We start from the raw sequence: 13,948 nt of genomic DNA, 5'->3' as shown, positions 1-13,948 counted from the left end.
TATAATCATAGTTTAGATAAGTCACAACTCAATATTGATAGTCGATATTTGTGATCACTATCGAAACGTTTCGTTGACATTAAAAAGACGCAAAAAAAATAACTTATTGAATCACTTGTAGCTGAATCGTTTTTTCTTGTTTTTTGGGATATATCAAAGAAAAATGGAAAAAATCGACGCAGTATGTAATAAAAGGAATTGATAGTCTTTATCAATAACTCGCCAATAGGAAGGAACTGTTATGCAACTTGCTGAGCGTATCGCCCAACTGAGTAATTATCTAGAAAGCGGTTTGTATGAACGCCAGCAGGCAATACGTTTGTGTTTATTAGCCACACTCAGTGGTGAAAGCGTCTTTCTATTAGGTCCCCCAGGGATAGCCAAAAGCTTAATTGCACGAAGAATGAAATATGCCTTTCGCCATGCACATGCGTTTGAATACTTAATGACGCGTTTTTCAACGCCTGAAGAAATTTTTGGCCCATTATCCATTCAAGCTTTAAAAGATGAAGGGCGTTATGAACGCTTAACAAAAGGTTATTTACCTGATGCACAAGTGGTTTTTTTAGATGAGATCTGGAAAGCTGGTCCTGCGATCCTCAATACCTTGTTAACCGCTATCAATGAACGTAAATTCCGTAATGGTGATGAAGAAAAGTCCATTCCAATGCGTTTATTAGTTACAGCCTCAAATGAATTGCCTGATGCAGATAATAGTTTAGAAGCCCTTTTTGACCGTATGTTAGTACGTCTGTGGCTAGATAAAGTGCAGGAGAAACAAAACTTCCGTGCCTTACTCACAGGAAAATCCTCATTAGATGAAAATCAGATCCCTGAACATTTAAAAATCAATGACGAAGAATATCTACAGTGGCAACAAGAAATTCCTAAAATTACATTGCCCGATCACTGTTTTGAGTTGATTTATCAGCTGCGTCAGCAGCTAGATGCGATGGATAAGCAAGTTTATGTTTCAGATAGACGCTGGAAAAAAGCGGTTTATTTATTACAAGCAAGTGCATTTTTTAATGGTCGTTCCAGTGTCTCCCCCCTCGATCTGGTTCTTTTGAAAGATTGTCTCTGGCACGATATTCAATCTATGAATGCATTACCACAATTACTTCAGTCTCTTTTGCAAGAAGATGGCTGGCAACAACGTAAATTCACCCGTGAACTTGAGCAAATTTACCAACAATGGATGTCATCCACCCAAGATCAAAACAACCAAGATGCATTTAAAGTGAATAAAAACAATGCAATGTTTGCTCGTAAGGCCTCATATATATTACCTGAACATATTAATGAAGGACGAATCACGCTATTCTTACATCGCCCATTGCAATTGCATAATATGAAAGTGACGTTTATCACCACAGATAAAAAAGCACTCACCCTATTTTTAAATAAAGGGACGACATTATCTGCCCATTTAAATGGCATTGGTTTTGCTCAAGAAATTGCCGCTGAGGTCAACAATTTAAATCAGATACAGTTATTAGATATCAGCCACCAATCATCAACGTTATATATCCAAGATAAAACAGCGGCACAAAACTCCACGCCCAATAACCAAGAATGGCTAGATAAACTGGATAAAATTCAATCTGATATTCAAGCAGCACGCTATCAATTTGAAAAACAACAACCAAACCTTTTTATCGAAGCTCATTGGCTGGCGGATATTGAACAAAGCTTTCTGCAACTTACAGAGAAACTAACGCAATTACGCAACCAAATCACAGGGAAAGTGGCTGAATAATTATGATGAGTTTAGCCACTCTGGAGATGCTGCTTTCAGTCAACGAAAGCCAATTAATTGAAGAGATTATTATCTCCCTTCTTGCTACGCCACAATTGGCGGTATTTTTTGAAAAGCATCCCCGTTTTAAAAAAGCATTATTAAAAGATTTATCCAGTTGGAAAAAAGATCTTAAACAGCGCCTGCAAGATGCCTTAGTTCCAGCGCAACTTTCTGAGGAGTTTGAACTTTATCGGCAATCTCTTGGGATCTCAACGGATGCTTTTTTTGCACGCCTTCCTTCCGTAATCGAAAGACTCAATCAAATCGACTCACCGTTTTATCGAGAAGCGTATCAACTGCAAAACGGAAAAATAGAAAACCGCAGTGCAAGGCAGGCTTTGTTTGTGCAAAAGTGGCGAGTTAGCTTAATTTTACAAGTCACCACACTGCATAAAGAATTGTTAGAACAAGAAAAAGAGCAATTGCTGGCGGAATTACAGCGCAGATTAGCCCTAAGTGGAAATTTAGAAGATATTCTGGGGGAAAATGAACGCGCAGCGGGTCGTTTGTGGGATTTAAGCAAAGGGGTGAATATGACCTCGGCTTATAATGACCAGTTATTAAATCGCTATAGTGAATTTTTGCGCCAGCAACCCGAACTCGAAAAAATAGCTCAATTACTAGGACGCAGCCAAACAGCGCAAGCTATACCTGATGATAGCGTGATTTTAGAGCCGATGACCATCATGGAAAAAGTCCCTGAAGCCGTGCCAGAACAAGTAAATGGTTTAAATCAAAGTGATGATATTCTACGTTTATTACCTGCTGAACTGGCCATGTTGGGCATTGAAGAAATCGAATTGGAATTTTATCGAAAATTGCTGGAAAAACAGCTATTAACTTATCGATTACAAGGGGATAGCTGGCAAGAAAGAAAAGTACTGCGTCCCATTACTCATCATCATAATGAAGAGCAACCGAGAGGCCCATTCGTCGTATGCATAGACACATCAGGTTCAATGGGTGGCTTGAATGAACGTTGTGCAAAAGCCTTTTGCCTTGCTTTAATGAAAATTGCGTTAGCCGATAATCGAGCATGCCATGTGATGCTATTTTCCACCGATATTGTACATTACGATTTATTATCTGCAGATGGACTGGAACAATGCATTCGGTTTTTACACCAAACATTTAAAGGTGGGACAGATCTAGCCGCATGTTTGCAAGAAACTACCATCAAATTGGAATCTAAACAGTGGAGTGATGCAGATGCAGTGGTCATTTCTGATTTTGTCGCCCAACGTTTACCTGAAGAACTCATCCAGAAAATCAAAGCCATGCAGAATAAAGGTAAATACCGCTTCCATGCGGTATCCGTGTCAAATTATGGGAAACCCGGCATCATGAAAATTTTTGACCATATTTGGCGTTTTGACACCGGGTTAAAAAGCAGATTATTACGCCGCTTTAGTCGCTAATTACAACATACCTTCAACAGCTTCTTGCATTTCAGGTGACCAAACACCGCATTGCACTTGACCAATATGTTGGCGTTGCAGAAGCAACATCACTAAACGCGATTGCCCGATACCACCGCCAATAGTTTGCGGCATTTCACCTCTTACTAGCGCTTGGTGCCACTCTAATTCCATACGTTTTTCATCTTGTGTTAGGCTTAATTGACGTACTAAACATTCAGGACTCACACGGATCCCCATGGAAGAGATTTCAAATGCATCTTGTAACACAGGGTTCCACACGAGGATGTCACCGTTTAAACCACAAAAACCGTCTTCGTTTTCAGTTGTCCAGTCATCGTAATCTGGTGCACGTACATCGTGTGATTCTCCGCTGGATAACTTGCCACCGATACCAATTAGGAAAACAGCGCCAAGCTCTTTCGCGATTGCGCGCTCACGACCTTTTGCATCAAGATCAGGGTAGCGCTGTAACAATTCTTCACTGTGGATAAAGTGAATTTGGTCTGGCAGGAACGGTGCCAGCCCAAACTCTTTACTTACGGCAGCTTCTGTTTCTTTTATTGCCTTATAGATTTTACCCACTGTCTGTTTCAGATAAGGAAGTGTACGTTCCCCATCTGCCATCACTTTTTCCCAATCCCACTGATCGACATAGACGGAGTGGATTGGGGTTAAGCGATCTTCGTCCGGACGCAACGCTTTCATATGCGTATAAAGTCCTTGGCCTGCGCTGAAACCAAAACGACCTAACGTTTTACGTTTCCATTTAGCCAATGAGTGCACCACTTCAAAGGTCGCACCTGGGATTGATTTCACTTTCACTTGAACCGCTTTTTCACTGCCTGATAAGTTATCTTGGGTACCATCACCAAGACGGCTCAGGATAGGCCCTTGAACTTCAATCAGACCGAGTTCTTTTTCAAGTAAACGTGAGAAATAGGATTTTACAAAACTAATTTGTTGCTGATGTTCGATGAATGACTTGTCCATAATTTATTACCCATAATTTGTTTGCTGTATTAGCTGATGTATAGATTAAGCAACAAAATAAGGTATAAATTCAATATATCTCATTAAAAAAAGCCTTCACTGTTTATTTTGATTAAAAAAATGGGTATAAAAATGAATAATCGATAAAATGAGGATGAAATAATGCCAGAAAATTATCAAATCGATAATCTCGATCGTGACATACTTCACGAATTAATGGGAAATGCACGAACACCTTACGCTGAATTAGCCAAAAAATTTGCAGTTAGCCCAGGCACAATTCATGTTCGTGTAGAAAAAATGAAACAAGCAGGGATCATTAAAGGCACCCGTATTGATATCAATCCAAAACAGCTCGGTTTTGATGTCTGCTGCTTTATTGGCATTATTTTAAAAAGTGCAAAAGATTACCCAACAGCATTAAAAAAATTAGATGCATTAGAAGAAGTGGTCGAAGTGTATTACACAACTGGCCAGTACAGTATTTTTATTAAAGTTATGTGTCGATCAATTGATTCTCTGCAAGACGTACTTATCAACAAAATCCAAACGATTGATGAAATTCAATCCACAGAAACCTTGATCTCCTTGCAGAACCCGATCTTACGAACCATCAACCCTTAGAAAAAAAATGATATAACCACATTATCCACAGGTAGATCCCAGCTCATTCACAGCGTACAATAGCGACCTATTATTGTGAAAGAGAATCACCATGACAAAAGTAACCTTAATAAGTGGCAGTACAATGGGCAGTGCGGAATATGTTGCCGAGCATATGGCTGAGATTTTAGAAGAACTCGGTTATGAAACAGATGTTCAACATGGTCCAGAGCTTGATGACTTAACACTTGAAGGCATTTGGCTGGTGGTGAGTTCAACTCACGGAGCAGGTGATCTACCTGAAAACATTCAACCACTCTTTGAAGCCATTGAAGAAAACTCCCCTGATCTAAGCCAAGTAAAATTTGGCGCAGTTGGGATCGGTAGCTCAGAATATGACACTTTCTGCGGGGCGATCCATAAACTTGATACCTTATTAAGCGAAAAAGGGGCGAAACGGATCGGCGAATGTTTTGAAATAGACATTCAAAAACACGAAATCCCTGAAGATCCCGCAGGGGAATGGGTTAAAAATTGGGCGATCGAACTGTAGATCGATTAAAACAACATCATTTAACTGTGGATAACTCAGGGAAGATCCCGGTATTAACCCGTAGTTATCCAGAGTATAAGTTTTAGGGCCACAAAGGCCTGTGCATAAGTACCTGTTTTGATCCCAGCTTATACGCAAAAGGATCACGGATCATTCACAGTATATGATCCTTTACACTTTGATGATCTTTAAAGTGAAAATTCACTTATCCACAGAAGCAGATGATCCTAATAAAAGATCTAATAAAGAGATCTTTAAATAAAAAGATCTTTATATTATATAGGGGAGAAACCTAAGACTTGGTCTCTTCCTCAAACTTGAGTAGAATTCTCTCCTCAAATGCACAGTCAGCATTTTCTAACGTTTAAGGTTCACACATGTTTTATCCAGAGCAATTTGACGTCATCGTAATTGGTGGTGGTCATGCCGGTACTGAAGCAGCAATGGCAGCTGCACGTATGGGGCGTCAAACCCTATTACTGACTCACAATATTGATACATTGGGCCAGATGTCTTGCAACCCAGCCATCGGTGGGATCGGTAAGGGGCATCTGGTCAGAGAAATTGATGCCCTCGGTGGTTTAATGGCCACAGCAACAGACAAAGCAGGTATTCAATTTAGAACATTAAATGCCAGCAAAGGCCCTGCTGTTCGTGCTACTCGAGCACAAGCAGACCGTGTTCTTTATCGCCAAGCGGTGAGAACAGCTTTAGAAAATCAACCTAACTTAATGATTTTCCAACAACCTGTTGAAGATTTAATTGTTGAAAACAATCGTGTCACTGGGGCAATCACTCGCATGGGCTTAAAATTTAAAGCCAAAGCAGTGGTATTAACAGTTGGGACTTTCCTTGATGGAAAAATTCACATTGGGTTAGAAAACTACAGTGGTGGACGTGCTGGTGATCCGCCCTCAATTTCACTTTCTCAACGTTTAAGAGAATTACCATTACGAGTAAACCGCTTAAAAACGGGAACACCACCACGTATTGATGCAAGAACCATTGATTTCAGTCAGTTAGCTCAACAGCTAGGTGATGATCCTATGCCGGTATTTTCATTCTTAGGTTCGCAAGATCAACATCCACAACAGATGCCTTGCCATATCACTTATACCAATGAAAAAACCCATGAAGTGATCAGAAATAACCTTGATCGTAGTCCAATGTATGCAGGGATCATCGAAGGGATCGGTCCTCGCTATTGCCCATCGATCGAAGATAAAGTGATGCGCTTTGCAGACAAAGATTCACACCAAATTTTCTTAGAGCCAGAAGGTTTAACCAGTAACGAAATCTACCCTAACGGGATTTCCACCAGCTTGCCTTTTGATGTACAAATGCAAATTGTGCACTCGATGAAAGGGATGGAAAACGCAAGGATCATTCGCCCTGGTTATGCTATTGAGTATGATTTCTTTGACCCAAGAGATCTCAAACAAACATTAGAAAGCAAATTTATTGATGGTTTGTTCTTTGCTGGCCAAATTAACGGTACAACAGGTTACGAAGAGGCGGGAGCTCAAGGGTTGCTTGCAGGGTTGAATGCCGCGCAATATGCATTTGACTTAGAAGGCTGGTTCCCACGCCGTGATCAAGCGTATATTGGGGTTCTTGTCGATGATCTTTGTACACTAGGTACCAAAGAACCGTATCGCATGTTTACCTCTCGTGCAGAATACCGTTTGATGTTACGTGAAGATAACGCGGATCTACGTTTAACAGAAAAAGGTCGTGAGCTTGGCTTAGTTGACGATGTTCGTTGGGCACACTTTAACAAAAAAGTGGAACTTATTGAAAAAGAGCGTCAACGCTTAAAGGATATCTGGGTTCACCCTAAATCTGATAACCATACCGAAATTGATAAAATTTTAACCGTTCCGTTATCTAAAGAAGCCAATGGCGAAGATCTACTGCGTCGTCCTGAAATGACTTATCAAGTGCTAACGTCACTAAACTTGTTTGCACCTGCACTTGATGATCCACAAGCTGCGGATCAAGTTGAAATACAAGTTAAATACGAAGGTTATATTGCACGCCAAAAAGAAGAGATCGAAAGACAATTACGTAACGAAAACACCTTATTACCTGTCGACCTTGACTATAAGCAAGTGAAAGGCCTATCGAACGAAGTGATGGCAAAATTGAATGATCACAAACCAACATCGATCGGCCAAGCTTCACGTATTTCAGGGATCACCCCAGCGGCAATTTCAATTTTACTTGTTTGGTTGAAAAAACAAGGCATGCTACGCCGGAGTGCTTAACATGGATTTATTTTCAAAACTTAATCAATTGGTCGCAAAAACCGATCTTGATTTAACGGAAAAGCAAAAGCAGCAGCTAGTTGATTACGTTGAGTTATTAGTTAAATGGAACAAAGCTTATAATTTGACATCCGTACGTGATCCACAGCAGATGTTAATTCGCCATATCATGGATAGCATAGTGGTGAACGGTCAACTCAACGGGCAACGGTTTATCGATGTCGGAACAGGTCCTGGCTTACCAGGTGTTCCATTAGCTATTGTCCGACCCGATGCCCATTTTGTTCTGTTGGACAGCTTAGGGAAGCGTGTGCGCTTTCTAAAACAGGTTCAACATGAGTTAGGGTTGACTAACATTGAACCTGTTCAATCACGTGTTGAAGCTTATCCTGCTGGGAATGGTTTTGATGGTGTCATTAGCCGCGCATTTGCATCACTGAACGATATGCTAAGCTGGTGCCATCATTTGCCGTCATCGCAAGGACATTTTTATGCACTTAAAGGTGTCATTCGTGATGATGAAATGGTTCTGCCTGAAGGATTCGAGATAGAATCTATCGTCGAACTTCAGGTACCTGAACTTGCGGAACAACGCCATTTAGTTAAAATTTCGATGAAATAAAGTTGCTTTCTTTCAAATTATTTTATCTTTTAGAGCGGTAGCCGAATGTTGCAAAACTGACGGCTATTTTTGTTTTTTTCAGCAAATAATAAAACTTGAATTTTACGCATTATTTACACGAAAATAACCAATAAGTTGCAAAAATAATAAGTTGAAAGGAAAAAGTGAATATCATTGGCTATTTGGGATTAATCGATTTAGCCAATAAAATAGTTAACAGTAAAATATTTGATTTATAGGTTCATTATTTAGCTTAAAAATTGTCTTCTTTAATTATTTGATTTACAGATTAAATATCATCTTCCTTGTGAAGAAAGTTGAAGGAATAAATAAAGCGAATAAAGTTAAATGTGATTAGGATCACATTTAAGTAAAGGAATGTAGCAAATCGTTAACTATTTATTAATTATTGCAGCGACAATTCTGCGCCATCTCGAAAAAATTAAATATTTATTCACCTTTTCGCTACTTACTGATTGAATTCATTTCGCCTGCCCGTATAATTTGCACGTTTTTGTCTCTTGACACATTTAAGCAAAGGCAGTTTTATACAACACTTAGCGTTTCTGAGGCTGAGAAGAGCTGGGAGTATACAAAAAGTTATGTCTGTATCCCTTTATGACAACAAGCATGCGACAAAGCAGTTGTCTGTTCAGTTTATAACTTTAGTGATCCTCAGTGGGGCTTTCTGTGCAAATAGTATAGAATGGGGGGCCTCTGCTCTTGCTGGTGGGTTAGCATGCTGGTTACCTAATATCGTATTTATGCTGCTAGCACAATTTCAGAAAGCAAAGGGAGAGGATGAACCTGTCCGCATTGCCTGGTTCTTAGCATTAGGAGCAGGGCTAAAGGTTGTTACAACGATTGTTGTTTTAGTTGTTGCCTTCGGTGTGTTCAAAGCGTCATTAACACCACTGGGTTTGACCTATTTAGCGGTGCTAATTGTTCAGATTGTTGCACCAGCCGTTTTTAAACGGTAAGTATTTTTAAACTACAAAAGGGTAAGAGGCATCATGTCTGCATCAGGAGAAGTGATGACTACAGAGGATTACATAGGCCACCACCTGAATAACCTTCAGTTGGACCTGAGTACCTTTAAGTTGGTCGATCCCCAAGCTAGTCCAACATTTTGGACGTTGAACATTGACTCGCTTTTTTTCTCGGTAGTTCTCGGGGCTCTGTTCCTGTGGCTATTTAGAAAAGTTGCAGTTAATGCGACTAGTGGCGTACCCGGTAAGTTACAGACTGCAATAGAACTGATCATTGGTTTCGTTGATAACTCAGTCCGTGATATGTATCACGGTAAGAGCAAAGTTATTGCTCCTTTAGCATTAACGGTGTTCGTCTGGGTATTCTTAATGAACCTGATGGATTTACTCCCAATTGATTTCCTTCCGTATATTGCTGAGCATTATCTCGGGTTACCTGCATTACGTGCAGTACCAACCGCGGATGTTAGTGTTACGTTATCGATGGCAATTGGTGTGTTTATCCTAATCCTCTTTTACAGCATCAAGATGAAAGGAATCGGCGGGTTTACAAAAGAGCTCACAATGCAGCCTTTTAACCATCCTGTCTTCATTCCTGTCAACTTGATTCTTGAAGGGGTAAGCCTGCTGTCAAAACCTGTATCACTCGGTCTGCGACTGTTTGGTAACATGTATGCAGGTGAATTGATCTTTATTCTTATCGCGGCTCTGCTTCCGTGGTGGTCACAGTGGTTGTTAAGCCTACCTTGGGCTATCTTCCACATACTGATTATTACGTTACAAGCCTTTATTTTTATGGTTCTGACTGTTGTCTATCTGTCGATGGCATCTGAAGAGCACTAATTTAATTAATCAATAATTGTATTAACTGAAACAAACTGGAGACTGTCATGGAAAACCTGAGTATGGATCTGCTGTACATGGCTGCCGCTGTGATGATGGGCTTAGCGGCGATCGGTGCTGCGATCGGTATCGGCATCCTAGGTGGTAAATTTTTAGAAGGTGCTGCTCGTCAGCCAGATTTAATTCCTCTGCTGCGTACACAGTTCTTTATCGTAATGGGTCTGGTCGATGCTATTCCGATGATTGCTGTTGGTCTGGGCTTGTATGTAATGTTCGCTGTCGCCTAATTAACGTTACGGAACACTGTAAGAACATTAATTCACTAATGAATAAGAGGTATTGTCTGTGAATCTAAATGCAACAATCCTCGGCCAGGCTATCGCGTTTGTCCTGTTTGTTTGGTTCTGTATGAAGTATGTATGGCCACCGATTATGGCGGCCATTGAAAAACGTCAAAAAGAAATTGCTGACGGTTTATCTTCTGCAGAACGTGCTAAAAAGAATCTGGAACTGGCGCAAACCGACGCAACCGACCGACTGAAAAAAGCGAAAGCTGAAGCTCAAGTCATCATTGAACAAGCGAATAAACAGCGTGTTCAAATGATTGATGAAGCAAAAGCAGAAGCAGAAGCAGAACGTGCAAAAATCGTCGCACAAGCGCAAGCTGAAATTGATGCTGAGCGTAAACGTGCACGTGAAGAGTTACGTAAACAGGTTGCGATGCTTGCTATCGCAGGTGCCGAGAAGATCATCGAACGTTCCGTGGATGAAGCTGCTAACAGCGACATCGTTGATAAACTAGTCGCTGAACTGTAAGGAGGGAGGGGCATGTCTGAAATCGCTACTGTAGCTCGCCCCTACGCCAAAGCAGCTTTTGACTTTGCTGTGGAAAACCAAGCTGTTGAAAAATGGCAGAATATGCTGGCCTTCACCTCACTGGTGACGCGCAACGAGCAGGTTGGTGAGCTACTTTCTGGTTCTATTGCACCAGAAACATTAGCTAAAACGTTTATCTCTGTTTGTGGAGATGAAATTGACGAGCATGTTCAGAATCTGATTCGTGTTATGGCAGACAACGGGCGTTTAACGACGCTGCCAGAAGTATTAGCTCAATTTATTCAATTGCGCGATGCGCTGGAATCAACCATCGAGGTTGATGTTATTTCTGCTAACGAACTGAATGAACAGCAGTTAGCCAAAATTTCTGCAGCGATGGAAAAACGTCTGTCACGCAAAGTTAAGCTGAATTGCAAAATTGATAAGTCTGTTATTGCTGGAGTGATCATTCGTGCTGGAGACCTCGTTATTGACGGGAGTATCCGCGGTCGCTTAGAGCGTTTAACTGACGTCTTGCAGTCTTAAGGGGACTGGAGCATATGCAACTGAATTCCACCGAAATCAGCGAACTGATCAAACAGCGTATTGCTCAGTTCGATGTTGTGAGTGAAGCTCACAATGAAGGTACGATTGTATCCGTTAATGACGGTATCATTCGTATTCACGGTTTAGCCGAAGTCATGCAGGGTGAGATGATCGCACTGCCTGGCAACCGTTACGCTATCGCATTGAACTTAGAGCGTGACTCTGTTGGTGCGGTCGTTATGGGTCCTTATGCCGACTTGGCAGAAGGCATGAAAGTTAAATGTACTGGTCGTATTCTTGAAGTTCCAGTAGGCCGTGGCCTGTTAGGACGTGTCGTGAATACACTGGGTCAACCAATTGATGGTAAAGGTCCTGTTGATAACGATGGCTTCTCACCTGTAGAAGTGATTGCTCCGGGTGTTATCGATCGTCAATCTGTTGATCAACCTGTACAGACTGGTTATAAATCAGTCGATGCGATGATTCCAATTGGTCGTGGTCAGCGTGAGCTTATCATCGGTGACCGTCAAACAGGTAAAACTGCTTTGGCAATCGATGCAATCATCAATCAGCGCGACTCAGGTATCAAATGTGTGTACGTTGCTATCGGACAAAAAGCGTCTACTGTTTCTAACGTAGTTCGTAAATTGGAAGAGCACGGTGCACTGCAAAACACTATCGTTGTTGTTGCTACCGCATCTGAATCAGCTGCTCTGCAATATTTAGCACCGTATGCTGGTTGTGCGATGGGTGAATATTTCCGTGACCGCGGTGAAGATGCACTGATCGTATACGATGACCTGTCTAAACAGGCTGTTGCATACCGTCAAATTTCACTGTTGCTGCGTCGTCCACCAGGACGTGAAGCTTACCCAGGTGACGTTTTCTATCTACACTCACGTCTGCTTGAGCGTGCTGCTCGCGTTAACGCTGAATATGTAGAAAACTTTACTAAAGGTGAAGTTAAAGGCAAAACAGGTTCATTGACAGCTCTGCCTATCATTGAAACCCAAGCTGGTGACGTTTCTGCATTCGTACCGACAAACGTAATTTCGATTACAGATGGTCAGATCTTCCTGGAATCTAACCTGTTTAACTCTGGTATTCGTCCAGCGGTTAACCCAGGTATTTCAGTATCTCGTGTTGGTGGTGCTGCTCAGACTAAAATCATTAAGAAACTGTCTGGTGGTATCCGTACTGCACTTGCTCAGTATCGTGAACTTGCAGCGTTTGCTCAGTTTGCTTCCGACCTCGATGACGCGACTCGTAAACAGTTAAGTCATGGTCAAAAAGTAACTGAACTGCTGAAACAGAAACAATATGCACCGATGTCAGTAGCAGAGCAGGCACTGTCTCTGTTCGCGGCAGAACGTGGATTCTTGGATGATGTTGAGTTAGCGAAAATTGGTGCATTTGAAGCTGCTTTAGTTTCTTTTGCACAGCGCGAGCATGCTGACCTTATGAACGAAATTGGCCCGGCTGGTAGCTATAACGATGATATCGAAGGCAAGTTGAAAAAACTGCTCGAATCATTTAAAGCAACTCAGTCCTGGTAATACTATTCGGCCCGAATTTTTAGGGCCGTCTGGTTAATAAGGAGAAGCAGAAATGGCCGGCGCAAAAGAGATACGTTCCAAGATCGGAAGTGTACAAAATACACAAAAGATCACTAAAGCGATGGAAATGGTCGCTGCGTCCAAAATGCGTAAAACGCAGGAACGCATGGCGGCCAGCCGTCCTTATGCAGAAACCATGCGCAGTGTGATTGGTCACCTAGCGTTAGGTAATCTGGAATATAAACATCCATATCTCGATGAGCGTGAAGTTAAGCGTGTCGGGTATCTGGTTGTTTCTACAGACCGTGGCCTGTGTGGTGGCTTGAACATTAACTTGTTCAAAAAACTACTTACAGATATGAAGTCATGGTCTGAGAAAAACGTTCAGGTTGATTTGGCTTTAATCGGTTCTAAAGCGGTGTCATTCTTCGGTTCTGTGGGCGGCAATGTCGTAACACAAGTGACTGGAATGGGGGATAACCCAACGCTTTCAGATTTGATTGGTCCAGTTAACACTATGCTACAAGCCTATGATGAAGGGCGTTTGGATAAACTGTATGTGGTGACGAATAAGTTCATCAATACAATGTCTCAGGAGCCAACTATTCTTCAATTACTGCCATTGCCTGCAAGCAATGACGAAACATTGAAGAAGAAGTCTTGGGATTATATATACGAACCCGATCCTAAGGCGTTGCTGGATACCCTGCTACGTCGTTATATCGAGTCGCAGGTTTATCAGGGCGTCGTTGAAAACCTGGCTAGTGAGCAGGCCGCACGAATGGTAGCGATGAAAGCCGCTACTGATAATGGTGGAAACCTGATCAAAGAGTTGCAGTTGGTTTACAACAAAGCTCGTCAGGCCAGCATTACTCAGGAGCTTACCGAAATCGTTTCGGGTGCTTCCGCGGTTTAACAGCTAGGTTTACGAATTACGTAGA

Annotated in this window: 14 protein-coding genes; 13 read left to right on the top strand and 1 reads right to left on the bottom strand. The window is 41.6% G+C overall.

Annotation, left to right across the window (positions count from 1 at the left end):
* The first annotated feature begins 241 nt into the window (after positions 1-241).
* Both ravA and viaA read left to right on the top strand, forming a co-directional pair.
* The gene (gene ravA / locus AB6N04_RS16685; protein ID WP_369309345.1) at positions 242-1,759 is read left to right on the top strand and encodes an ATPase RavA; all 1,518 of its coding nucleotides are present in this window, start codon (positions 242-244) and stop codon (positions 1,757-1,759) included.
* 2 nt (positions 1,760-1,761) lie between these two features.
* Positions 1,762-3,219, top strand: a complete 1,458-nt coding sequence (viaA, locus tag AB6N04_RS16680) for an ATPase RavA stimulator ViaA (protein ID WP_369309343.1) — start codon at positions 1,762-1,764, stop codon at positions 3,217-3,219.
* On the opposite strand, the gene asnA is transcribed toward viaA, so the two are convergent.
* A complete protein-coding gene (asnA, locus tag AB6N04_RS16675) occupies positions 3,220-4,212 on the bottom strand; it encodes an aspartate--ammonia ligase (RefSeq protein WP_369309342.1) in 993 nt (330 codons plus the stop codon).
* 162 nt (positions 4,213-4,374) lie between these two features.
* On the opposite strand from asnA, the gene asnC reads away from it, so the two are divergent.
* The 11 genes from asnC (at position 4,375) to atpG (ending at position 13,923) form a co-directional block, all read left to right on the top strand.
* A complete protein-coding gene (gene asnC, locus AB6N04_RS16670) occupies positions 4,375-4,836 on the top strand; it encodes a transcriptional regulator AsnC (RefSeq protein ID WP_125893840.1) in 462 nt (153 codons plus the stop codon).
* Positions 4,837-4,927: 91 nt separating this feature from the next.
* A complete protein-coding gene (gene mioC, locus AB6N04_RS16665; protein WP_369309341.1) occupies positions 4,928-5,368 on the top strand; it encodes an FMN-binding protein MioC in 441 nt (146 codons plus the stop codon).
* Between the two features lie 377 nt (positions 5,369-5,745).
* Positions 5,746-7,635, top strand: a complete 1,890-nt coding sequence (mnmG, locus tag AB6N04_RS16660; protein ID WP_369309340.1) for a tRNA uridine-5-carboxymethylaminomethyl(34) synthesis enzyme MnmG — start codon at positions 5,746-5,748, stop codon at positions 7,633-7,635.
* 1 nt (position 7,636) lies between these two features.
* Positions 7,637-8,257, top strand: coding sequence for a 16S rRNA (guanine(527)-N(7))-methyltransferase RsmG (rsmG, locus tag AB6N04_RS16655; RefSeq protein WP_369309339.1), 621 nt, complete (start codon positions 7,637-7,639; stop codon positions 8,255-8,257).
* 602 nt (positions 8,258-8,859) lie between these two features.
* The gene (gene atpI / locus AB6N04_RS16650; protein WP_369309338.1) at positions 8,860-9,237 is read left to right on the top strand and encodes a F0F1 ATP synthase subunit I; all 378 of its coding nucleotides are present in this window, start codon (positions 8,860-8,862) and stop codon (positions 9,235-9,237) included.
* A 33-nt stretch (positions 9,238-9,270) separates the two neighbouring features.
* Positions 9,271-10,089, top strand: a complete 819-nt coding sequence (gene atpB, locus AB6N04_RS16645) for a F0F1 ATP synthase subunit A (RefSeq protein WP_369309337.1) — start codon at positions 9,271-9,273, stop codon at positions 10,087-10,089.
* 47 nt (positions 10,090-10,136) lie between these two features.
* Positions 10,137-10,376: a F0F1 ATP synthase subunit C gene (gene atpE, locus AB6N04_RS16640; RefSeq protein ID WP_004093904.1), complete on the top strand. Its 240-nt coding sequence runs from the start codon at positions 10,137-10,139 to the stop codon at positions 10,374-10,376.
* Between the two features lie 58 nt (positions 10,377-10,434).
* Positions 10,435-10,905 (top strand): F0F1 ATP synthase subunit B, encoded by a 471-nt coding sequence (gene atpF / locus AB6N04_RS16635; protein WP_004906301.1) that lies wholly within the window; start codon positions 10,435-10,437, stop codon positions 10,903-10,905.
* A 12-nt stretch (positions 10,906-10,917) separates the two neighbouring features.
* Positions 10,918-11,451, top strand: a complete 534-nt coding sequence (gene atpH, locus AB6N04_RS16630) for a F0F1 ATP synthase subunit delta (protein ID WP_369309336.1) — start codon at positions 10,918-10,920, stop codon at positions 11,449-11,451.
* Between the two features lie 14 nt (positions 11,452-11,465).
* Complete coding sequence (atpA, locus tag AB6N04_RS16625) at positions 11,466-13,007, top strand: F0F1 ATP synthase subunit alpha (protein WP_369309335.1); 1,542 nt, start codon at positions 11,466-11,468, stop codon at positions 13,005-13,007.
* 52 nt (positions 13,008-13,059) lie between these two features.
* Positions 13,060-13,923 carry a F0F1 ATP synthase subunit gamma gene (gene atpG / locus AB6N04_RS16620; RefSeq protein WP_369309334.1) on the top strand — a complete coding sequence of 288 codons (864 nt, stop codon included), beginning with the start codon at positions 13,060-13,062 and terminating at the stop codon, positions 13,921-13,923.
* The last annotated feature ends 25 nt before the right edge of the window (positions 13,924-13,948 follow it).

This window comes from Providencia rettgeri (genome assembly GCF_041075285.1).
GTDB lineage: Bacteria > Pseudomonadota > Gammaproteobacteria > Enterobacterales > Enterobacteriaceae > Providencia > Providencia rettgeri_G.
Note: the sequence above shows the minus strand (reverse complement) of the source record. Positions and strands in the feature narration are given on the sequence as shown.